21 protein-coding genes are annotated in these 20,567 nt (G+C 70.2%); 13 read left to right on the top strand and 8 right to left on the bottom strand.

Annotation, left to right across the window (positions count from 1 at the left end):
• Nucleotides 1-167 precede the first annotated feature (167 nt).
• Nucleotides 168-1,274 (bottom strand): citrate synthase 2, encoded by a 1,107-nt coding sequence (locus tag ACBJ59_RS49800; RefSeq protein ID WP_375117025.1) that lies wholly within the window; start codon nt 1,272-1,274, stop codon nt 168-170.
• A 179-nt stretch (nt 1,275-1,453) separates the two neighbouring features.
• On the opposite strand from ACBJ59_RS49800, the gene pdxH reads away from it, so the two are divergent.
• Nucleotides 1,454-2,107, top strand: a complete 654-nt coding sequence (gene pdxH / locus ACBJ59_RS49805; RefSeq protein WP_375117026.1) for a pyridoxamine 5'-phosphate oxidase — start codon at nt 1,454-1,456, stop codon at nt 2,105-2,107.
• 10 nt (nt 2,108-2,117) lie between these two features.
• On the top strand, nt 2,118-3,353 hold the full coding sequence (locus ACBJ59_RS49810; RefSeq protein WP_375117027.1) for an MFS transporter: 1,236 nt from the start codon (nt 2,118-2,120) through the stop codon (nt 3,351-3,353).
• Here the strand turns inward: ACBJ59_RS49810 and ACBJ59_RS49815 are convergent.
• A complete protein-coding gene (locus tag ACBJ59_RS49815; RefSeq protein WP_375117028.1) occupies nt 3,350-3,967 on the bottom strand; it encodes a UdgX family uracil-DNA binding protein in 618 nt (205 codons plus the stop codon). The two genes, ACBJ59_RS49810 and ACBJ59_RS49815, sit on opposite strands and share 4 nt — an antisense overlap.
• Before the next feature lie 100 nt (nt 3,968-4,067).
• Between ACBJ59_RS49815 and ACBJ59_RS49820 the strand changes: the two genes are divergently transcribed.
• From ACBJ59_RS49820 to ACBJ59_RS49830, 3 genes are all read left to right on the top strand, one after another.
• Nucleotides 4,068-4,772: a metal-dependent transcriptional regulator gene (locus tag ACBJ59_RS49820; protein ID WP_375117029.1), complete on the top strand. Its 705-nt coding sequence runs from the start codon at nt 4,068-4,070 to the stop codon at nt 4,770-4,772.
• Nucleotides 4,773-4,895: 123 nt separating this feature from the next.
• Entirely contained in the window at nt 4,896-7,118 is a 2,223-nt protein-coding gene (locus ACBJ59_RS49825; protein WP_364119598.1) for a SpoIIE family protein phosphatase, read from the top strand.
• 16 nt (nt 7,119-7,134) lie between these two features.
• Nucleotides 7,135-7,902 carry an alpha/beta fold hydrolase gene (locus ACBJ59_RS49830; RefSeq protein ID WP_375117030.1) on the top strand — a complete coding sequence of 256 codons (768 nt, stop codon included), beginning with the start codon at nt 7,135-7,137 and terminating at the stop codon, nt 7,900-7,902.
• Here the strand turns inward: ACBJ59_RS49830 and ACBJ59_RS49835 are convergent, their stop codons facing one another.
• Together ACBJ59_RS49835 and ACBJ59_RS49840 are read right to left on the bottom strand one after the other, a co-directional pair.
• On the bottom strand, nt 7,903-8,064 hold the full coding sequence (locus tag ACBJ59_RS49835) for a hypothetical protein (RefSeq protein ID WP_364119592.1): 162 nt from the start codon (nt 8,062-8,064) through the stop codon (nt 7,903-7,905).
• 45 nt (nt 8,065-8,109) lie between these two features.
• Nucleotides 8,110-9,255, bottom strand: coding sequence for an acyl-CoA dehydrogenase family protein (locus ACBJ59_RS49840; RefSeq protein ID WP_375117031.1), 1,146 nt, complete (start codon nt 9,253-9,255; stop codon nt 8,110-8,112).
• A gap of 184 nt (nt 9,256-9,439) precedes the next feature.
• Here ACBJ59_RS49840 and ACBJ59_RS49845 point away from each other — a divergent pair, with 184 nt between their 5' ends.
• The 7 genes from ACBJ59_RS49845 (at nt 9,440) to ACBJ59_RS49875 (ending at nt 16,243) form a co-directional block, all read left to right on the top strand.
• Nucleotides 9,440-10,795: a hypothetical protein gene (locus ACBJ59_RS49845; RefSeq protein WP_375117032.1), complete on the top strand. Its 1,356-nt coding sequence runs from the start codon at nt 9,440-9,442 to the stop codon at nt 10,793-10,795.
• A complete protein-coding gene (locus ACBJ59_RS49850; RefSeq protein WP_364119584.1) occupies nt 10,795-11,577 on the top strand; it encodes a class F sortase in 783 nt (260 codons plus the stop codon). Before ACBJ59_RS49845 ends, ACBJ59_RS49850 begins: the two co-directional genes overlap by 1 nt.
• A gap of 388 nt (nt 11,578-11,965) precedes the next feature.
• A complete protein-coding gene (locus tag ACBJ59_RS49855; RefSeq protein WP_375117033.1) occupies nt 11,966-13,024 on the top strand; it encodes a hypothetical protein in 1,059 nt (352 codons plus the stop codon).
• A 5-nt stretch (nt 13,025-13,029) separates the two neighbouring features.
• Nucleotides 13,030-13,803, top strand: a complete 774-nt coding sequence (locus tag ACBJ59_RS49860) for a class F sortase (RefSeq protein WP_364119579.1) — start codon at nt 13,030-13,032, stop codon at nt 13,801-13,803.
• A gap of 23 nt (nt 13,804-13,826) precedes the next feature.
• Complete coding sequence (locus tag ACBJ59_RS49865) at nt 13,827-14,480, top strand: hypothetical protein (protein ID WP_375117034.1); 654 nt, start codon at nt 13,827-13,829, stop codon at nt 14,478-14,480.
• A gap of 72 nt (nt 14,481-14,552) precedes the next feature.
• Entirely contained in the window at nt 14,553-15,698 is a 1,146-nt protein-coding gene (locus tag ACBJ59_RS49870) for an acetyl-CoA C-acetyltransferase (RefSeq protein ID WP_375117035.1), read from the top strand.
• A gap of 410 nt (nt 15,699-16,108) precedes the next feature.
• Entirely contained in the window at nt 16,109-16,243 is a 135-nt protein-coding gene (locus tag ACBJ59_RS49875; protein ID WP_375117036.1) for a hypothetical protein, read from the top strand.
• Here the strand turns inward: ACBJ59_RS49875 and ACBJ59_RS49880 are convergent.
• The 4 genes from ACBJ59_RS49880 to ACBJ59_RS49895 all read right to left on the bottom strand — a co-directional run bounded on the left by ACBJ59_RS49880 (nt 16,240) and on the right by ACBJ59_RS49895 (nt 19,216).
• The gene (locus ACBJ59_RS49880) at nt 16,240-16,824 is read right to left on the bottom strand and encodes a TetR/AcrR family transcriptional regulator (protein ID WP_375117037.1); all 585 of its coding nucleotides are present in this window, start codon (nt 16,822-16,824) and stop codon (nt 16,240-16,242) included. The genes ACBJ59_RS49875 and ACBJ59_RS49880 overlap by 4 nt on opposite strands.
• Nucleotides 16,821-17,252, bottom strand: a complete 432-nt coding sequence (locus tag ACBJ59_RS49885; protein WP_375117038.1) for a hypothetical protein — start codon at nt 17,250-17,252, stop codon at nt 16,821-16,823. Before ACBJ59_RS49885 ends, ACBJ59_RS49880 begins: the two co-directional genes overlap by 4 nt.
• Before the next feature lie 11 nt (nt 17,253-17,263).
• Entirely contained in the window at nt 17,264-18,685 is a 1,422-nt protein-coding gene (locus ACBJ59_RS49890) for a serine hydrolase domain-containing protein (RefSeq protein ID WP_375117039.1), read from the bottom strand.
• 69 nt (nt 18,686-18,754) lie between these two features.
• Nucleotides 18,755-19,216, bottom strand: coding sequence for an Lrp/AsnC family transcriptional regulator (locus ACBJ59_RS49895; RefSeq protein ID WP_364119559.1), 462 nt, complete (start codon nt 19,214-19,216; stop codon nt 18,755-18,757).
• Nucleotides 19,217-19,310: 94 nt separating this feature from the next.
• Between ACBJ59_RS49895 and ACBJ59_RS49900 the strand changes: the two genes are divergently transcribed.
• Nucleotides 19,311-20,522 carry an APC family permease gene (locus ACBJ59_RS49900; protein WP_375117040.1) on the top strand — a complete coding sequence of 404 codons (1,212 nt, stop codon included), beginning with the start codon at nt 19,311-19,313 and terminating at the stop codon, nt 20,520-20,522.
• The last annotated feature ends 45 nt before the right edge of the window (nt 20,523-20,567 follow it).

Raw genomic sequence — 20,567 nt, forward strand, 5'->3', positions numbered from 1 at the left:
CGTGCCTGCTGGTGGGAGGGCTGGGGGGGTGCCTGCCGTCAGGCTGTGCCCTTGACCGGAGGCGGTCAAGGAACCACTTTCCCCTAGTGCTTTTCAGCCCGGGAAAGCGAAACGGCTACCGCGGGGCGGGGTGGCCGCGCGGTAGCCGTTTCGGGGGGATCAGTGGATCAGTATTTGCCGACGACCTCGTCGGCGCCCGGCACCTCGCTGAGCGGGCGCGAGGCGGGGCCGGTGTAGTTGGCGCTGGGGCGGACGAGCCGGCCCGTGCGCTTCTGCTCCAGGACGTGCGCGGCCCAGCCGGCCGTGCGGGCGCAGGTGAACATCGAGGTGAACATGTGGGAGGGAACCTCGGCGAAGTCCAGGACGACGGCCGCCCAGTACTCGACGTTGGTGGCCAGCACCCGGTCGGGCTTGCGCGCGTGCAGCTCCTCCAGCGCGGCCTGCTCCAGCGCCGCCGCGACCTCGTAGCGAGGCGCGTCGAGCTCCTTGGCGGTCCGCCGGAGCACGCGGGCGCGCGGGTCCTCGGCGCGGTAGACGCGGTGGCCGAAGCCCATGAGCCGGTTGCCCTTGTCGAGCTCGCTCTGGACGTACTTCTTGGCGTCGCCGAGCTGCTCGACGCCCTCGATCATGTGCAGGACGCGGGCCGGGGCGCCGCCGTGCAGCGGGCCCGACATGGCGCCGACGGCGCCGGAGAGCGCGGCGGCCACGTCGGCGCCGGTGGAGGCGATGACGCGGGCGGTGAACGTCGAGGCGTTCATGCCGTGCTCGGCCGCGGAGGTCCAGTAGGCGTCGATGGCCTTGACGTGCTTGGGATCGGGCTCACCGCGCCAGCGGATCATGAAGCGTTCGACGATGGTCTTGGCCTCGTCCACCCGGCTCTGCGGCACCATCGGCAGGCCCAGTCCGCGCGCGGACTGCGCGACGAAGGAGAGGGCCATCACCGAGGCGCGGGCGAGCTGGTCGCGGGCCTCTTGGTCACTGATGTCGAGCAGGGGCTTGAAGCCGTAGGCCGGAGCCAGCATGGCCAGCGCGCTCTGCACGTCTACGCGGATGTCACCAGAATGGACAGGAATGGGGTACGGCTCCGCCGGGGGTAGACCCGGCTGGAACGTGTTGTCGACCAGCAGGCCCCACACGGCCCCGAACGGGACTCGGCCGACCAGCTCCTCGATGTCGACGCCCCGGTATCGAAGGGCGCCCCCTTCTTTGTCCGGTTCCGCGATCTCGGTTTCGAAAGCCACAACGCCTTCGAGCCCGGGTTTGAAGTCGGACATACTCGGCCGCCTCCCCTTCTGTTGCCATGTTTGGGCAATGCCTTGATGTCGAGATACCGGCGGGTCAATTTAACCCCCTCCCAGGTCATGGTCGGTCTCGGGACCCGCCGTTGAGCCAAACCCGCTGGTGGGGAGCGGTGCATGGGATCTACCACGCAAGCGCGCAAGAATACCGTCTCGTGGATGCCACCCCGCGCCCGCCCACGTTGGCGGGGCTTCGCCGTACGTACGAGGGCGAGCCGCTGCTCGAATCAGACCTCGCGTCCGACCCCATCGCGCAATTCGCCACCTGGTTCCAGGAGGCACTCGACGCCGGCCTGCCCGAACCCAACGCCATGGTCCTGGCCACCGCCTCGGCGGGCGGCCGCCCGAGCGCCAGGACGGTCCTGCTCAAGGGCTACGACGAACGCGGATTCGTCTTCTACACCAACTACGAGTCGCGCAAGGGCCGCGACCTGGCCGAGAACCCCCGCGCCTCGCTGCTGTTCCCCTGGCACCCGGTGCGCCGCCAGGTGCGCGTCGAGGGCACCGTCATGCGGATCTCCCACGAGGAGTCGGCCGAATACTTCGACTCCCGCCCGTACGGCTCGCGCATCGGGGCGTGGGCCTCGCGGCAGTCGGCGGTCGTGCGTTCCAGGGAGGAGCTGGACGCCCGCTACGAGGAGCTGGCGGCGCGCTGGCCGGAGAATCCGCCGGTGCCCGACTTCTGGGGAGGCTTCCGGGTCGTCCCGATGGAGCTGGAGTTCTGGCAGGGGCAGCTCGACCGGATGCACGACAGGCTGCGCTACCGGCGTACGCGACCCGGGTGGGTTGTGGAGAGACTTGCCCCTTAATGTTCTCTAAGTGGCATTCGGGGAGCTGGTCAAGCGTCATCTCGTAGACACCCGGCCGCTGGGCGTTCCCGCGTACCGCCGGATCTGGCTGGGCCAGGCCGTGTCGCACGTCGGCGTCGGCGTGACCGTCGTGGCGGTCGGGCAGCAGGTCTTCGAGCTCACCCACTCCTCGTTCTACGTCGGCCTGCTCGGCCTGGCCAACCTGATCCCGCTGATCGTCTTCGGCCTGTGGGGCGGGGCCGTCGCGGACGCCGTGGACCGGCGCAAGCTGCTCATCGCCGGCTCGCTGGTCGCCTGGGCGGCCACCCTGTTCATCCTCGTCCAGGCCCTGCTCGGTCTGAACAACATCCACCTGATCTTCCTCGCGGTCGCGCTGAACTCCACCGGCTTCGCCATCACCGGCCCCACCAGGGGCGCGATCATCCCCCGGATCCTGGAGCCGGAGCTGGTGCCCGCCGCCAACGCGCTCAACTCGCTCGTCTACAGCATCGGCGCGGTGGCGGGGCCGATGGTGGGCGCGGTCCTGCTCGGGAACGGCGGCTTCCCGGCCGCGTACGCGGTGGACGCCCTGTTGTTCGCCGGCAGCCTCTACGCGGCGCTCAGACTGCCCTCACTGCCCCCGCTGGGCGAAGTGACGCGCCCGGGGGCCCGGGCCGTGGTTGAGGGGCTGAGCTTCGTCGTCAGGAGCCCGGTGCTGCTGATGTCGTTCGTCGTGGACATCATCGCGATGGTGTTCGCCATGCCGCGGGCGCTCTTCCCCGAGCTGACCGCCGTGCGGTTCGGCGGCTCGATGGAGGCGCTCGGCTGGATGACCTCCGCCATGGCCATCGGCTCGGTCGCCGGCGCGCTGTTCTCCGGCTGGGTCGGCCGGGTCAGGCGGCAGGGGGTGGCGCTGTCGATCGTCATCGCCATCTGGGGCCTGGCCGTGGCCGCCGCCGGGCTCGCGCACGAGCTCTGGCTCGTGGTGCTGTTCATGGCCGTCGGCGGGGTGGCCGACGTCATCTCCTCGGTCTGGCGGCAGTCGATCCTGCAGCTGTACGCGCCGGACGAGATGCGCGGGCGGATGCAGGGCGCGTTCATGGTGGTCGTGGCCGGCGGGCCGCGCCTGGGCGAGCTGCGGGCCGGAGCCACCGCGACCGCGTTCGGGCTGACGGGCGCGTGGGTGGGCGGCGGCCTCGCGTGCGCCGTGACCGTGCTGGTCGTGGGGCTGTCGGTGGCCGGCTTCCGGAACTACCGGGCGCGCTAGGCGACCCTGGCGGCCGCCTGGAGGTCGGCCAGGAAGCTCGCGTACGCCTCGTCCCTGTCGGGCGCGCGCAGCACGGCGGACGGGTGCACGGTCGCCACCGCGAGCGCCTCCCCGAGCGGCACCGGCTCGCCCCGGTGCTGCGTGACCCGGAACTCCCTCCCCAGCAGCGACCTGGCCGCCGTCGCGCCGAGCACCACGATCACCTCCGGCCGCACCACGGCCAGCTCCGCGCCGAGCCATGGATGGCAGGCGTCGATCTCGCCGGCCGTCGGCTTCTGGTGAATGCGTCTTTTACCCCGTGGCGTGAAAGAGAAGTGCTTGACGGCGTTCGTGAGATAGACGTCGTCACGCGAGATCCCGGCCTCTTCCAGCCCTTTGTCCAGAATGCGGCCCGCCGGCCCCACGAACGGATGCCCCTGGCGGTCCTCCTGGTCTCCCGGCTGCTCGCCCACCAGCATGAACCTCGCCCGCCGCGGGCCCTCGCCGAACACGGTCTGCGTGGCGTTCCGGTAGAGGTCGCATCCCTCGCAGCGGGCGGCGGCCTTGCGCAGGGAATCGAGGTCGAGCCGGTCGGGAAGGAACTCGGCCGCCCCGTTGTTGCCGTCCTTAACCATCGTCGGTCGTTCTCCCAATAGGGTTCCTGTGACTCCTGTGCCCGCTGCGGACGGGCTCAGTCCCCGCCACGACCGGCGTACCATTCAGTTGGGAGGAGCCTTGACCGCACACGGCCTGATCGACACCACGGAGATGTATCTCCGAACGATTTACGAGCTCGAGGAGGAGGGCATCGTCCCTCTCCGCGCGCGCATCGCCGAGCGCCTCCAGCAGAGCGGCCCCACCGTGAGCCAGACCGTCGCCCGCATGGAGCGTGACGGGCTCGTCCGCGTCGAAGGTGACCGGCACCTGTCGATGACCGAGCTGGGCCGCACCCTGGCCACCCGCGTCATGCGCAAGCACCGCCTCGCCGAGTGTCTGTTGACCCAGGTCATCGGGCTTCCCTGGGAAGAGGTGCACATCGAGGCGTGCCGCTGGGAGCACGTCATGTCGGAGTCCGTCGAGTCCCGCCTGGTGACGCTGCTCGACAACCCCACCGTGTGCCCGCACGGCAACCCCATCCCCGGGCTGGCCGAGCTGGGTGCCAGGGAGCCGGTCGAGAGCGGCCCCGACACGCTGACGACCATGTGCGACCTCGCGGGAACACGTGACACACCTGTTGTCGTGCGTCGAATTAGCGAACAAGTGCAAAGCGATCCCGCTGTGATGCTTAAACTCAAGCAAGTTGGGATACAACCCGGACGCGAGGTGACGCTCGCGGCGAGCGACGACGGTGTACGGGTGACAGGTGACGGTGACGCGAAGGACACTCCTGCGGAGCTACCGCGCGATATCGCGGCACACGTTTTTGTCTCCAAGCGCTGACGCGCGCGCAGCTACTTGGTTGAATCCCTCCTGGGAGGCCCTCCACTCCCCTCTGGCCAAGACTGTTGCAGGAGCGCTCGTGGTCCGCTTTGCATGCACGCCACCCCGAGGAGTGGTCTCCGGATGAAGCGATGGGGGGATCTGTCACAGGACGCGGCTGATCACCTTGCGGCCGGATCCGTGCTCGACCACGCCGAAATGGCCGTGGTCGTGACCGACCGTTTCAGCAATCTCCTCTACTGGAACCCTTTCGCCGAGAAACTCTTCGGCCACCAGGGCAAGACGCCTTCGCGTGACACGTCCGTCCTGTCCCTCGGGATCATGGAGAAGGACCACCCGCTGGCGATCGAGCTGGCCAAGCATGTGCTCAAGGGCGGCGTGTGGGAGGGCACGTTCGACGTGCGGCGCGGCGACGGCACCATCGTCTACGTGCGCGCCCAGGCCGTGCCGCTGCGCCACTCGTCGGGCTCGGTGACGGGGATCGTCATCATGGCTCGCGAGGCGCTGCGCAGCAACGAGCGCGAGAAGGACCGCTTCGGGCTGCTGGAGCGCATCGGCGAGCGGCTGGCGGGCTCCCTCTACGTCGAGGAGACGCTCAAGCGGGTCGCCGAGATGCTCGTCCCCCAGTTCGCCGACCACTGCTTCATCGAGCTGATGGAGGGCGACCGGCTCGTCCGCAGGGTCTCGCAGCACGTACAGGGGTGGACGCCGCCGTCGGGAACATGGAAGCCGGTGGGCGCCGAGATCCGCTACCCCTCCGGCCACTACGCTGACACCGCACTGCGCCGCCAGGAGACCATCCTGGTCGAAGACTTCGCCACCAGCCGCTACCCCTCGCCCCACGAGGACAGCGCGCGCCTGTGCGGCGAGATCGGCATGACCTCCGCCATCGTGGCCCCGCTGCTGGTGCGCGGGGAGACGCTCGGGCTGATGTACCTCGGGTTGTCCAACCTCACCGACCGCCGCAGCCCCCACTACGACGCCTTCGACCGCGACTTCGTGGGGGCCATCGCCACCCGGGTCGCGCTCGCGATCGACAACGCGCTGCTGTTCGAGGAGGAGCGCCACACGGCGGAGTCGTTCCAGAAGCACCTGCTGCCGCGGGCGCTGCCGCAGCTCGACGGGCTGCAGATCGCCGTGCGCTACTACCCGGCGGCCCCGCTGGCCTCCCACGGTCAGGGCATCCAGACCCAGGTCGGCGGCGACTGGTACGACGTCATCCCGCTGTCCGCCGGCCGCGTCGGCATCGTCATCGGCGACGTCGAGGGCAGGGGCGCCAAGGCCGCGGCCATCATGGGCCAGCTCAGGGCGGCGCTGCGGGCGTTCGCGCAGGACGACAAGTCCCCGGCCGACATCCTGGCCCGGCTCGACGAGTGGACCCGCATCATCGCCACCCCCGAGCAGGACGACAACGGCGCCGACGTCAGCATCCCGCCCATCGTGACCTGCCAATACCTGGTCTACGACGCCTGGTCCCGGCAGCTCTCCTTCGCCAACGCCGGGCACGCCCCGCCGCTGCTGCTGATCGACGGCCAGTGCTCGGAGCTCGAGATCGAGGAGGTCGGCCAGCCGCTCGGGGTGCGCGCCAAGGGCCTGCACGCCGACCTGGTCTACAAGGAGGAGACCCGCACCCTGCCACCGGGCGCGGCGCTGCTCCTCTACACCGACGGCCTGATCGACCGCCGCCCGGGCCGCGACGGCAGGATGCCGAGCGAGGCCGAGACCCTCGGCGTGCTGTGCGACAAGCTCGCCAAGATGTCCGACGCCGAGGTCGAACGCATCGCCGACGCCGCCACGGTGGCGGTGCCCGGCGAGATCGACGACGACATGGCGATCCTCGTGGTCCGCTCCAGCGACGTCGACCTCGACGTCGAGGCGCGAACCTTCCCCGCCCAGCCGATCATGGTGGGCGAGGCGCGCCGCATGGCCGCGGAGGCGTTCGCGAGCTGGAACGTGCCCGAGGAGCGCGCCGAGCTGGCCTGCCTGCTCGTCTCCGAGGTCGTGACCAACGTGGTGCTGCACGCCGCCACCGCCGGGGTGCCGCGCAGGGAGCTGGTCGTGGAGGGGCCGCCGCTGCCGTTCGAGGATTCCTGGGACGTGCCGGGCTTCGAGGACGAGGTGGTCGGCGACAAGGAGTTCACGCTGAGGCTGCGCAGGGGCGAGGAGTCGGTCTGGGTCGAGGTGTTCGACCAGGACCTGCGCCTGCCCCGCATCCGCAGCGCGGGGGAGAACGACGAGGGCGGGCGCGGCCTCTACCTGGTCGACCAGCTCGCCCGGCGCTGGGGGTCGCGACCCACCAGGGAAGGCAAAGCGGTCTGGTTCGAGATTCCCACGCGCGGCAGGTGAATGATTCACTGGCTCAATGGAGCTGGCCTTCGAACGACGGGGCACCGGCGAGCCGCTGATCCTCATTCATGGCATCGGTCACCACTGGCAGGCCTGGTTGCCCGTGATGGACCGGCTGGCCGCCGCGCGCACGGTGATCGCGGTGGACCTGCCCGGTTTCGGGGTCTCTCCCGCACTGCCCGACCGCATCCCCTACACCGCCGAGTCGCTGGCCGACGCGGTCGAGTCCTTCTGCGCGCTGCTCGGTGTCCGCGAGCCGCACGTGGCGGGCAACTCGCTGGGCGGTTACATCGCGCTGGAGCTGGCCTCGCGCGGTGTCGTACGTACGGCGACCGCGCTGTCCCCGGCCGGCTTCTGGTCGCGTTCGGAGCTGCTCTACTGCCAGGCGATGCTGCGCACCCTGCGCGCCTCGGCCCGTTCCCTGCCTCCCGAGCAGCTCGCCAGGACGGCCGAGAACCGCTATCTGCGCGCGGTCTCCGCCGGGGTCCTGGTCGCCCGTCCCACCAGGCTCGATCCGACCGCGCTGATCGCGGCCACCCAGGCGCTGGGCCGGGCGGCCGGGTTCGACGAGACGCTGGAGTCGTTCGGCGGGCTGATGCCGCCCGCGCCGCCGAAGTCGCCCATCACGATCGCGTGGGGCGAGCACGACCGGCTGCTGCTGCGCCGCCAGGCGGTGCGCGCGGCGCGGTGGTCGGGCCAGCGGGTGAAGCTGCTGAAGGGCTGCGGGCACGTGCCGATGAGCGACGACCCCGAGCTGGTGGCGCGCGTCATCCTGGAGGCGTAGCTAGATCTTGGTCTGGCCCCACAGCAGCAGCATGACCAGGACGAACACGATCACCACGCCGGCATAGCCGATCGGCCCCAGGCGGATCGCCCGGCGCACGCGGTTGAGGACCCAGGCGAACAGCAACGCCAGGAAGATCAGAAGGATCAGGCCGCCGTCCATGCTGTCCAGTATGCGGGGCGAACCGGCTTGCCGCGCGGTGACGGATCAGAACCCGAAGGACCGGCCGATGATCTCCTTCATGATCTCCGTGGTGCCGCCGTAGATCGTCTGGACCCGGCTGTCGAGCCACGCCTTGGCGACCGGGTACTCCATCATGTAGCCGTACCCGCCGTGGAGTTGCAGGCAGCGGTCGATGACCTTGTTCTGCAGCTCGGTGGTCCACCACTTGGCCTTGGCGGCGTCCACCGCGGTGAGCTCCTTCGCGTTGAGAGCGAGGATGCACTTGTCGACGTAGTGGCGGGCGATCTCGGTCTCGGTGGCCAGCTCCGCCAGCACGAAGCGGGTGTTCTGGAAGGAGCCGATGCTGCGTCCGAAGGCCTGGCGGGTCCTGCAGTACTCGATGGTCCGCTCCAGCACGTCCTCGGCCGCGGCCACCGCCGCCACGGCGATCGACATGCGCTCCTGCGGCAGGTTGTGCATGAGCTGGAAGAAGCCCTCGCCGTCGTTGGGGCCGAGGCGGTTGGCGACGGGCACGCGTACGTTGTCGAAGAACAGCTCGGCCGTGTCCTGCGCCTTCATGCCGACCTTGTCGAGGTTGCGCCCGCGGCTGAAGCCCTCCATGCCGCGCTCCACGACGATCAGCGTGGTGCCCCTGGCGCCCGCCTCCGGGTCCGTCTTGGCCACCACGACGACGAGGTCGGCGTTGATGCCGTTCGTGATGAAGGTCTTCTGCCCGTTGACGACGTAGTGGTCGCCCTGGCGGATGGCCGTGGTCCTGATGCCCTGCAAATCGCTGCCGGCGCCCGGCTCGCTCATGGCGATGGCGGTGATCAGCTCGCCGCTCACGAATCCGGGCAGCCAGCGCTGCTTCTGCTCGTCGTCGGTCAGGTCCACGACGTACGGGGCCATGACGTCGTTGTGCAGCGAGAAGCCGAGGCCGCTGGCGCCGCTCCGCATGATCTCCTCGACGATCACCGCGTTGTACCGGAAGTCCGTGATGCCCGCGCCGCCGTACTCCTCCGGCACCGAGAACCCGAACATCCCCAGTTCGCCGGCCTTCTTCCAGACCTCGCGCGGCACCACGCCGTCCTTCTCCCACTGCGGGTGGTGCGGCACGACCTCGCGGGCCATGAACTCGCGCACGGTCTCGCGGAAGAGCAGGTGCTCCTCGTCGAAGAGGTCTCGCTGCATCAGTCGCCTCCACTGGCAGAATGCTGTTCTGTTGCCGCCAGGTATACCCGCTTTACCGGGGCCCGGGGAGCCTGTGGACACGGGTTCATCACAAGTGACGGAAGAAGCGACATTCGGTAGGTGTTGCGGGTGTTTCGACCCTAAGATCTACCCTCGGTCCGTATGTGGTTGATCGGAGTCTCCCGTGAGTCGGTGGCGCAAGGCGTTGATCGCCGCATCGGTGGGCATGGCGGCCTCTGCGGCGTTCGTCGTGACGTCGTCGATCCCAGGCCAGGCACAGGCGTCGTTGGTGGCCAACTATCGCTGCACGGGCGGCATCGCCGGCAGCGGCGTGGACATCGAGGCCCGGATGACCCCCCAGGTCGAGGGCGGCACCATGAACGTCCGCTGGGACATGAGCTACAAGAGCCTGCAGAAGTTCGGCTCGCCCGGCTTCTTCCCCGAAGGGTCCTCCCTGGACCTGGAGGGCGTGGTGGACATCAGCGGCGGCTGGATCGGACAGCTCCGGCCGCGCGGTGGCCAGACGCAGGGCGAGCTGGTGCCCGGCGACTACCTCGAACTTCCCGAAGGGCTGTCGGACAGCGCGTCGCTCACGAGGACCGGCACCATCCGCTTCAAGCCCAGCACCCTGACCGTCCGGTTCACTCCGGCCGAGGGTGACGTCATGGTCAACAACAAGGACCCGAAGATCAAGTACAACGGGCCCTGGACCTGGGAGTACACCGCGTCGAGGTACGACGACTACCTCAACGACCTGCAGAGGACCGAGGGCCTCGACTCCGTCGCCAAGCTCGACTTCATCGGCACGAAGGTCGCCTACATCGGCAGGCGCGAGCAGGACCTCAGCCCGATCAGGGTGCTCATCGACGGGCAGCCCGTCACCTCGGGCCTGGTCCAGCCGGGCCAGGACCGCAGCGGCAACGACATGACGGGCACCGAGACGCAGGAAGTGCTCTGGACGTCGCCGCAGCTCGAGTACGGGCCGCACACCATCGAGATCATCAACACCGAGAGCAAGGTCGCCTACCTCGACGCCTTCCAGGTGTTCACCGGTGATGTGCCCGAGCCGCCCCAGCACCAGCAGGCGACCTGCACGCTCCAGGGCGACCCGGGCGCCATCGACATCAACGTCCCAGGCGGCTCCCAGACGCCGACGAACACCGCCACGGACGACCCCACCGAGGACCCGACGGACGATCCCACGGACGACCCGAACGACCCGGACCCCACGTCCACGGGAACCACTACGCCCCCGGCGGCCGGCACCATCACCGACGGCCTGGGCCGCGTGATCGTCGTTCCGCAGGTGTCCGGCACGACCTCGTCCACGCCGAAGAGCACCGGGCCGACGGCGACCAGGTACTACAGGGCCCAGGTGGCCAAGACGCCCAGCGGCGGCGTGGACACCGGTGAGGCGCCGGAAGGTCCGGAGCGTCCGTACGGGCTCATGGCCGGCGGCATGGTCCTGCTGATGGGAAGTGCCGGTGGCGGCCTGGTGCTGCGCCGGCGCAAGGCCGCGCACGCGGGAGGAGCGCACTGATGGCCGAGCAGAAGACACCGATGCAGAGGGCACTGCCCGGGCTGCTGATCGCCGGCTCGCTCGGCGGCGTCGGCCTGGTCATGGTGAGCCTGCTCTCGCTGGCGCCTCCCGTGGACGACGGCTCGGAGTCGCTGCTGGCGGCCCAGGACGCGCCGACCCAGGTGGAGGTGCAGAACGCGGGCGCGTTCGTGCTCCCGCCGACGGTCGGCCCCGGCGGCAAGAACGTCCCCCTCACCCCGGCCCGCCCGGACGCGCCGCCCCCGCTGGCCGCCGCCCCGGTCGTGGCACCGATCCCCACGCCCAAGACCAAGGCCGCCAAGGCCAAGGCCAGGCCGACCCGCATCAAGATCCCCAAGCTCAAGGTGAACTCCCCGATCGGGGCGGTCACCGTCAACATGAAGGGCAAGCTCGGCACGCCGCCGCTGAGCAAGCCCAACCAGACGGGCTGGTACCGCTTCTCCCCGGTCCCGGGCGAGGCCGGTCCGGCGATCATCAACGGCCACGTCAGCACCCGCAAGGGCCCCGCCGTCTTCGACCGCCTGCGCGAGCTGGCCAAGGGCGACCACATCTACGTCTACCGGTCGGACGGCAAGGTCACCCGCTTCACGGTTAGCGGAATCGAGCAGGCCAGCAAGAACGGGTTCCCGACCAAGCGGGTGTACGGGAACACGAGCAACTCTCAGCTCAGGCTCATCACTTGTGGTGGGGTCTACAACAAGACGGCGCACAGCTACACGGACAACATTGTTGTGTACGCAACGCTGTCGAAGAAGAAGGGCTGAGGAGGAAGCTGTGGCGGATTTGGCGGTTTACGGGAAGTTGACAGGGACAGTTCGTAGGATCTCAACCTAACCGTGACCAACGGCTGGAATTCTGGCACGACTGTTGACACTGCTTTGAAACGGAGATGGACCCGTGCTTATGTCCCAGGTGGGGCGCCGCCTCGCCCATAAGACGTCCGCGTTGGGGCTTGCGAGCACGCTGGTCTTCTTCGTCTGCTCCGTCTTAACTCTGTCGTCTCCGGCTCAGGCCGCGGCAGCGGACCCGTTGAAAGTTACATACAGGTGCACAGGCGGCGCTCTGCCGGCCGAGTCGGTCGTGTTGACGGCCACTGCCCCGGCAACGGTGGCTCCCTCCCAGGCTGCGACGATCGAGTGGACCTTCCCCGCCATGACCGCCACCAAGGCGATCGCCGCACAAGCGTCCGTGACCACCAGCGGGGGTGACCTCACGGTGACGGGCGGAACCCCCACGCCCCTTAAGGGGTCAGGCACCGGCACGGTCGCGACGGCGGTTCAGGCCAACGGGACGTATACGCCACCGAAGATGACCGCCTCGGTCAGCGTCACGGCTACGACGGGCGGCAATCTTGTCCTGGCTCCCGTGTCGACGACGACGGGCACTCTGCTGACCATCACGGTGGCTGGTGAGGCGACAAACTGCACCTACGTGTCGGCGACTCCCGCCAGCATCTCCATCCCCGTCCAGACGGGCGGCGGCGGTGGGAGCGAGGATGACATCGTCACCTACGACTGCACCCTCCCCAGCGGCACCACCGACGCCGACTACCCCGCCGACGTCGACATCAAGGTCGTCATGACGCCCCCCACCAGCGCCACGACCAACACCGACGCCTCCATCACCTGGACCGGCACCATCCAAGCCTCCGGTGACGCGTTGAAGGCCCCCACCGGCTTCCCCACCACCAGCCCCAAGCTCTTCGCCACGATCAAGGCGAGCGGCGCCGGCGCGCCGGCCACCGCGACCGGTGAGGCCGCCCTCACGGGGGTTACCGCGGGCTCGGACATCACGACGCTCCCCAGCGTCACGATCAAGGTGAAGCCCACCACCGCGGGCACCGTCTCGCTGACGGCGGGCGATCTGGCCTTCGGCACCTCCGCCACCTCGCCGGCGATCAGGTGCACCGCCCCGACGACCGGCCTCAAGGCGTACACCTTCACGGTGACCGCCGGCACGGCGAGCCCGAGCCCGAGTCCGAGCCCCAGCGCCACGACGACCAGCCCCCGCCCCACCAGGACCAGCACCGCGACGGTGACGGTCACGCCCAGCAGCACCAGGAAGTCCCAGACGCCCAAGGCGGGTGCGGACACCGGTGCCGGTGGCGACATGGGGCCTGACGGGCGGCTGTTCATCCTGACCGGCACCGCTCTGATCACCGCGGCCGCCGTCGGTGGGCTGCTCATCCGCCGTCGCACCGCCAAGGGCTGACGACCGTGGGGGGCTACTACCAGCCGTACGGTGGCGGTCCGGCGCAACCCGCGCCGCCGCCGCCTCCGGAGGACAAGGGCAGTACGGCGCTCCGGACCGTGCTGATCGGGGCCGCCATCGCCGGGGTCGTGACCGTCGTCGCGGGCCTGCTGATCGTCTTCAACTCGCCCGCCGAGTACGGCCTGCAGAGCAGCAGGGACGCCCTGCCCCTGCCGGCGCAGCCGAAGGCGAGCGGGCAGCCGGAGCAGGCGCTCTTCCAGGCCCCGGCCGACGTGCCGCCGCCGCTGCCGCAGATCACCCCGGCGCCCCCGATGCTGCCCTCCACCCCGGTCAGGATCGTCATCAAGCGGCTGGGGATCAACGCGCCGATCAAGTCGGTGGGGCTGGCCAAGGACGGCACGATCCAGGTGCCGCCGGCGAACGACCCGAACCTGGTCGGGTGGTACCGGAACATGTCGACCCCCGGTGAGGTGGGGCCGGCGGTGCTGCTCGGCCACAAGGACACCCGGACGCGCAGCGCCGTGTTCAGCCGGTTGCCGGAGATCAGGAACGGCGACACCATCGAGGTCAAGCGCCAGGACAAGACGACCGCGGTGTTCACGGTCGGCGGCGTGGAGCAGGCGAACAAGAAGACGTTCCCGACCCAGCGGGTCTACGGGACGCAGGAGAACGCCCAGCTCCACCTCATCACCTGCGGTGGTACCTACGATCGGACCACCGGGCACTACACCGACAACGTCATCGTCTACGCGACGATGACGAGCTCCTATCGAAGCTGAGCGCGGAGGCTGGCATGGGCTGGATGGCGAAGCGGAGACTGCGTACTGGCCCGACGGCGGCACTGCCCGCCAAGCCGGACCCCGACGAGCTGTTGCGTCTCGTCCAGCTCGCCGACCCCAGCGCCCGCCGGGACGGCGACGACATCGTGGCGACCGACGTGCGCGTGTGCGCGCCCGTCGAGGCCGAGTCGGACCTGACCGGCGGCGAGCTGGAGAAGGTGTGGGCGGTGCGGGTGGTCGCCGAGGGGCCGCTGCCGCTGGACTACTTCGACCGTTTCCTGGCCGAGGGGCTGGCCTTCCGGCTCAAGGGCCTCGCGGTGTGCCGGGGCGAGGTCAGCGACCCGGCCGACGACAGCGGTGAGAGCGGCCCGGCCGTGATCCTCCCGGTACGGCCCACCGCCGAGGAGCTGGCGCCCCTGCTGGAGCAGGAGGAGGAGGGGCTCGCGTTCGCGGCGGGCGACATCCGGGCCATGCTGGTGCCGCAGAAGGGCCAGCCGCCGGCCGTACAGGAGTTGCTGCCCTTCGCCACCGAGCTGACCGCTATCGAGCTGCGCGGTGAGGAGCCGGTCAAGCTGGGCACACTCGCCCTGGAGCTGTCCGAGACGCTGAACGGGCTGGTCGTGGACCGGTGGCGGTTCCGGGTCGACGCGGCGGAGGAGCTTCTACCCCCTACGTGAGCAGCGCCAGAACGTCATTCTGTTGTAGTCTGCCCCTAGTAACCGAATAATGCTCGGTTTCCAGGAGGCACTGTGGCAGAGGCGTACATCGTCGGGGCGGTCCGCACCCCGGTCGGCAAGAAGAAGGGCGGCCTGTCCACCGTCCACCCCACTGACCTGGCCGCTCACACGCTGAAGGCGCTGATCGACCGCACTGGCGTCGACCCCGCGGCGGTGGAGGACGTCATCATGGGGTGTGTCATGCAGTTCGGCCCCCAGAGCATGGACATCGCGAGAAATGCCTGGCTGTCGGCGGGGCTGCCCGAGACCACCGCCGGCGTCACGATCGACCGGCAGTGCGGCTCCTCGCAGCAGTCGATCCACTTCGCCGCCCAGGGCGTCATGTCCGGCACCCAGGACCTGGTCGTGGCGGCCGGCGTCGAGTCGATGAGCATCGTGCCCATGGGCTCGTCGATCACCGCCGCCCTGGAGAAGGGGATGCCGTTCCCGTTCGGGGAGAAGTGGGTCGAGCGCTACGGCAAGCAGGAGATCTCGCAGTTCCGCGGCGCGGAGCTCATGTGCGAGAAGTGGGGCTACACGCGCGAGGTGCTGGAGCAGTTCGCGTTCGAGTCGCACCAGAGGGCCGCCAAGGCCATCGCCAACGGCCACTTCAAGGACCAGATCGCCCCCATCAACGGGGTCGAGGACGACGAGGGCCCCCGGGCGGACACGACGCTGGAGAAGATGGCCGGTCTGAAGACCCTGAAGGAGGGCGGGCAGATCACCGCCGCCACCTCCTCGCAGATCTCCGACGGCTCCGGCGCCGTGCTCATCGCCTCGGAGGAGGCGGTACGCGAGCACGGCCTGACCCCGCGCGCCCGCATCCACCAGCTCGCGCTCATGGGCGACGACCCCGTCTACATGCTGACCGCGCCGATCCCCGCCACGCAGCGGGCGCTGAAGAAGGCCGGCATGTCGATCGACGACATCGACGTCGTCGAGATCAACGAGGCGTTCGCCCCGGTGCCGCTGGCCTGGATGCACGAGCTGGGCGCCGACCCGGCCCGGGTCAACCCCAACGGCGGCGCCATCGCGCTCGGTCACCCGCTGGGCGGCACCGGCGCGATCCTGATGACCAAGCTGCTGCACGAGCTGGAGCGCACCGGCGGCCGGTACGGGCTGCAGACGATGTGCGAGGGCGGTGGCCAGGCCAACGTCACCATCATCGAGAGGCTGTGAAAGGTGGAGCGCCGCCTCCCAGGCGTACGGGGGAGGCGGCGCTCCGTTTACTACCCATCCCGGTAGTAGTCTCAGCGCCCCTTCGAGGGGATGCGGCGCGGCGGCGCGATCGGCCGCTGCGGCATCTTGGGCATCGGCCGCACCACGGGAAGCCCGGGGCGGCTGTTTTTCTTGCTGGCGCGAACTCGCATGAGGAAGCTCCTTTACGTAATTCTCGACGACGCGGCTCGGAAGGGCCGGTCGGCATGCTCGATTGCCGCGTCTCATGGCTGGACGGGTGGACTGAGCGGAATTACTGGTAAAGGCGCATGTCCAAGAGGCTATGGGGGCGCCAGGAGCCCGTGCAACCGAATTAACGGGCCGCCGAACCGGCGCTGATCACGAGGTCCAGGGCCGCGCGGGACTCGCGCATGGTCGTGCAGCGGCGGGTGCCGGTCGTGATCGCCACCACGGCGGTCGGGCCGGCGGCCGCCGCGCTGAGCCTGGGCGCCCTCGCGATCAGCTACGCGGCCGTTCCGCGCCGCGAGCTCGTCACCGCCGGCTAGACCAGCTGCCGTTCGAAGCCGGTCACCATGGCGAGCAGCCCCGAGTCGAACCACTGGTCGTAGAACGCGCGGGCGCTCTCGTCGTGCTGCTCGGCCGGTGGCGTGCCGACCTGGGCCAGGGCGTGGCCGAGCACGTACACGCCGACCGACTGTACGGCGGTGAGCGCGTCCCGCGCGGCGATGCCGGCCGCCTCGAAGCGCGACAGCAGTCCCGTGAGCAGCTCCAGCCCGAGGTCCACGTCGACCGGGTGGGTGGCCAGGAGCGGCACGGCGTGCGGGTGGGCCAGCAACATCCGCCGGTACGCCACCCCGAACCCCGTCAGCGCCTCCGGCCACGCCGTCTCCGGCGCGAACTCGGACACGGCCTCGGCGAAGAGCCGGTTGACCACCTCGGCCAGCAGCGCGTCCCTGTTGGGGAAGTGGCGGTAGAGCGACATCGCCGCCACGCCGAGCTGGGTGCCGAGGCGGCGCATGGTCAGCGCCTCCAGCCCATCGGCGTCCAGGACCTCGACGGCCGCGGCGACGATGCGTTCGGTGGTGAGCACGGCAGGCCGCCCGGCGCGCCTCGGCCCTGGAGTCATGGGTTCAGGGTAGCGACGAGCGTGGTCACCAGCATGATCAGGGACAGCGCGCCCACCACCATGTGCTGGACGTCCACGACCACGTCGTGCCCCTCTGCCGGGAGGATCTTCAGCGTGCGGGCGTACTCGCGCCGGTAGAGCTCGCGTTGCCCGGCGTTGCTCACCCCGAGGTACGGCAGCCACCAGTTGTACAGGTGCCCGGCGAGGATCAGGACGCAGATCCCCATGGCGGCGAGCAGCGACCAGGCCCGCCCGTAGGCGACCCCGGCGGCGACCAGGAGCGGGAACGGGTAGTTGATGGCCGCCGCCAGGGCCCGGCCGCGCACGTTCGCGCCGCTCAGGTCGTTGAGCGGGAACATCGGTAACCAGTCGGTGGCGACGAGCCAGGCGAGCCAGACGAGGGGGACGACGATCGCGACGGTGTGCACGGCGGTCTCCTCTAATTTGTGTACCTTGTAAGCTTACACAGTACACAAATTCGGGCGATCGTCACCCCCAAGCCCGCGAGGGCCGCGACGACCAGCGTGATCGACATGGGGGCGGGGAAGTAGGCGAGCTGGGCCCAGGTGACCGTGCGGCCGTTCACCAGGACCGTGACCAGGTCCGGGTACGCGGCCAGCACCGCGACCGGGATCAGCGCGGGGAGCAGCCGCACCCCGACGCGCCACCGGGGCCGGCCCGCCCGCTTCGCGGCCCAGCGCCGCGCCCGCACCGCGCCCAGGACGCCCAGGCCGGCCGCGACCAGCGCGACCGCGGCCAGCACCGCCTCGAAGAGCTGCCGGTCGTTCCCCGGGCCCTGCGGGCTCCTGCCCTCGCTCAGCGCCGTCAGCCCGAGCATGATGTCGTACGTCGGGTCGTACAGCGTCGCGCTGTTGGTCATGACCGCGAAGCCGTAGCCGGTCTTGGGGGAGACGGCCTCGACGGCGTTGTAGGTGAACAGGTTCCCCGAGTGCACGAGCTGCCCGTTGTCCTCGATGCCCCACCCCATCCCGTACGGGCGCAGCTTGGTGGGCCGGTGCATGGCCTCCAGGCTCTGCCGCCCGATGGGCGGCCGGCCGTCCCCCGCCTGCGCGATCAGCCACTTGCCCATGTCGGCGGCGGTGGTGATGGCCCCGCCCGCGCCGCTGTCGTCGTGGAACCCGGCCAGCTCGGGCCGGGGCAGCCAGGCCCCGAAGAGCGAGTTGTAGCCGTCCGCGACCGGGACGACCTTGTCGGAGAAGGCGCTGGAGGTCATGCCGAGCGGCCCGAACACCCGCTCGCGCAGGTAGTCACCGAACCGCCGCCCGCTCGCCACCTCGACCAGCCGCGCGGCCAGGTCGTAGTTGACGTTGCAGTACTCCCAGCGGGTGCCGGGGTCGGCGGCGAGCCGGGAGCCGGCCAGGCGGGCCGTGTAGTCGGCCAGGGAGGTGGCGCGCTCGGTGGCGCCTATGTCGACCGTGCGGTCGGAGAGTCCGGAGGTCTGGTTCAGCAGCTGCCGCACGGTGATCCGCGCGGCCCGGGGATCGGCCATCGTGAAGCCGGGCAGCTGCGCGGCCACCGGCCCGTCCAGCTCGATCCCGCCGCGCTCCACGAGCGTCATGACGGCCATGGCGGTGAACGACTTGCTCACCGAGGCGACCCTCATGGGGGTGTCCTCGGTGACCGGGCGGCCGGCGGAGTCGTGCCCGTAGCCGGCGGCGTGCACGACCTCGCCGCCGCGCGTCACGACCACGGACACGCCCGGCACCCCGGTGGACTCCATCGCCTCGCGCAGGTAGGCGTCGACGGCGGCGGGCGTCAGCTCAGGGGCGGCCGTGGCGGGCGTGGCGGGCGTCGCGCTGAAGGTCAGCGCGGCCGCCAGAAGGGACATGAGGGATTTCACCCGAGAAACCTAGAAAGGCGGGACCCCCTTCCGTATCGGCCGACCGTCCATGGAGACCCCTGACGAAAGTCAGGTCTCCTCCAGCCGCGTCGGCACGGCCTTCTGGACCTGCTGGAACACCACCGACGTGCGGAACCCGACGATCTCCTTGCGCTTGCTCAGCCGGTCGAGCAGGAACCCGTGCAGGTGGTCGAGGTCCTGCACGCCCACGTGCAGCAGGAAGTCGTCACCGCCCGCCAGCACGAACACGCTCATGACCTCCGGCATCTCGGCGGCCGACGTCTTGAACGCGTTGATCACCGCCCGGCTGAGTGGCCGCACCTGCACCGAGACCATCGCCTGCACGCCGCGGTTGAGCGCGGCGGGGTCGATGTCGGCGTGGTAGCCACGGATCACGCCCCGGCGGGTGAGCGCCCTGACGCGCTCCAGGCATGTCGAGGGTGCGATGCCGAGCTGCCTGGCCAGCTCGCGATTGGACTGCCGCGCATCCGTTTGGAGCAACCGTACGATCGCCGAATCAAGTTCGTCCATGCCCACAGCTTCGCATGGCATTCCGGCCGAACGTTCGATCGAGCTGGGGTAGGGCCGAATGATTGAACTAGTTTCAAGCCTCATGAATGGACATATGGGAGCCGGTCAGGGTACGGCGCTGCTGGTCGGTGCGGTGCTGGGGCCGGGGATGCTGGTGCTGCCGCACCTGGCCGCCGCCGCGGCGGGGCCCGCCTCCGTGCTCGCCTGGGCGGGGATGCTCGCGTTGAGCGTCCCCGTCGCGCTGACCTTCGCCGCGCTCGGCGCGCGCTACCCGGGCGGCGGGGGAGTGGCCGCCGTGGTCGGCCTCGCGTTCGGCCGGCACGCCTCCGCCGTGGCGGGATGGTGGTTCTACGGCGCCGTCCCCATCGGCACGGTCGCGGGCGCGCTGGTCGGCGGCCAGTACGTCGAGGCCACCCTGGGCGTGCCCGGCACCCTGGCCGCCTGCCTGATCCTGGCGGCCGCGTTCGCGGCCAACGCCGCCGGGCTGCGCACCTCGGGACGGCTGCAGATCGCCCTGGTCATGCTGCTCGTCACGCTCCTGGCCACCGCCGTGATCACCGCCGCGCCGCACGCTGACGCGGCCAACTTCACCCCCTTCGCCCCGTACGGCGCCGCGGGCGTGGCCGGCGCGGCCGGGGTGCTCATGTTCGCCTTCGTGGGCTGGGAGGCGGCCAGCCACCTGTCGGCCGAGTTCGCCGACCGGAAGGGCCTGCTCAGGGCCACCGTGGTGGCCCTCGTGGTGATCGGGCTGCTGTACGCGGGCGTCTCCGTCACCTCGGTCGCCGTGCTCGGCGCGGACATGACCGGGGTGCCGCTCACCGCGATGCTGGAGACCGGCCTCGGCCCGGTGGCGCGGCCGGTCACGGGAGTGGTGGCGGTGCTGCTGACGTTCGGGGCGGTCAACACCTACCTGGCCGGGGCGTCCCGGCTGGGGGCGGCGCTGGCCGCGGACAAGGCGCTGCCGGGCTGGTTCGCCAGGGGCGGGCGGCCGGGCGAGACGCCGTACCGGAGCCTCGGGCTGCTGCTCGCGCTCAGCGTGCCCGTGCTGGTGTGGGCGGTGGACCTGGACATGCTGATGCGGGCCACCTCGGCGTGCCTGGCGGCGGTCACGTCGGCGGGGGTGGCCGCGGCGGTGCGGATGTTGCCGGCGGGCCGGCAGCGGGGCACGGCCGTGGTGGGGACCGGGATGTCGCTGCTCGGGCTGGCGTTCTGCGGCGCGTACCTCGTGGTCCCGGCGGTGCTGGGCCTCGTGGCACTTTGCGCGCTGAACGTCAATGCTCGCCGTTCCTACAAAATCGGGCTATAAACGGGCGACAGGGCGCCGTCAGGCGGGCAGTACTCATGGGCACAG

It is taken from the genome of Nonomuraea sp. MTCD27, assembly GCF_041950495.1.
Taxonomy (GTDB): domain Bacteria; phylum Actinomycetota; class Actinomycetes; order Streptosporangiales; family Streptosporangiaceae; genus Nonomuraea.

Coding starts and splice junctions, on each gene's coding strand:
- ACBJ59_RS49850 (WP_364119584.1), top strand. CDS start 10,795: ATGGCCGAGCAGAAGACACCGATGCAGAGGGCACTGCCCGGGCTGCTG.
- ACBJ59_RS49875 (WP_375117036.1), top strand. CDS start 16,109: ATGGTCGTGCAGCGGCGGGTGCCGGTCGTGATCGCCACCACGGCGGTC.
- ACBJ59_RS49840 (WP_375117031.1), bottom strand. CDS start 9,255: ATGCAGCGAGACCTCTTCGACGAGGAGCACCTGCTCTTCCGCGAGACC.
- ACBJ59_RS49855 (WP_375117033.1), top strand. CDS start 11,966: ATGACCGCCACCAAGGCGATCGCCGCACAAGCGTCCGTGACCACCAGC.
- ACBJ59_RS49835 (WP_364119592.1), bottom strand. CDS start 8,064: ATGGACGGCGGCCTGATCCTTCTGATCTTCCTGGCGTTGCTGTTCGCC.
- ACBJ59_RS49900 (WP_375117040.1), top strand. CDS start 19,311: ATGGGAGCCGGTCAGGGTACGGCGCTGCTGGTCGGTGCGGTGCTGGGG.
- ACBJ59_RS49865 (WP_375117034.1), top strand. CDS start 13,827: ATGGCGAAGCGGAGACTGCGTACTGGCCCGACGGCGGCACTGCCCGCC.
- ACBJ59_RS49895 (WP_364119559.1), bottom strand. CDS start 19,216: ATGGACGAACTTGATTCGGCGATCGTACGGTTGCTCCAAACGGATGCG.
- ACBJ59_RS49830 (WP_375117030.1), top strand. CDS start 7,135: ATGGAGCTGGCCTTCGAACGACGGGGCACCGGCGAGCCGCTGATCCTC.
- ACBJ59_RS49880 (WP_375117037.1), bottom strand. CDS start 16,824: ATGACTCCAGGGCCGAGGCGCGCCGGGCGGCCTGCCGTGCTCACCACC.
- ACBJ59_RS49815 (WP_375117028.1), bottom strand. CDS start 3,967: ATGGTTAAGGACGGCAACAACGGGGCGGCCGAGTTCCTTCCCGACCGG.
- ACBJ59_RS49825 (WP_364119598.1), top strand. CDS start 4,896: ATGAAGCGATGGGGGGATCTGTCACAGGACGCGGCTGATCACCTTGCG.
- ACBJ59_RS49800 (WP_375117025.1), bottom strand. CDS start 1,274: ATGTCCGACTTCAAACCCGGGCTCGAAGGCGTTGTGGCTTTCGAAACC.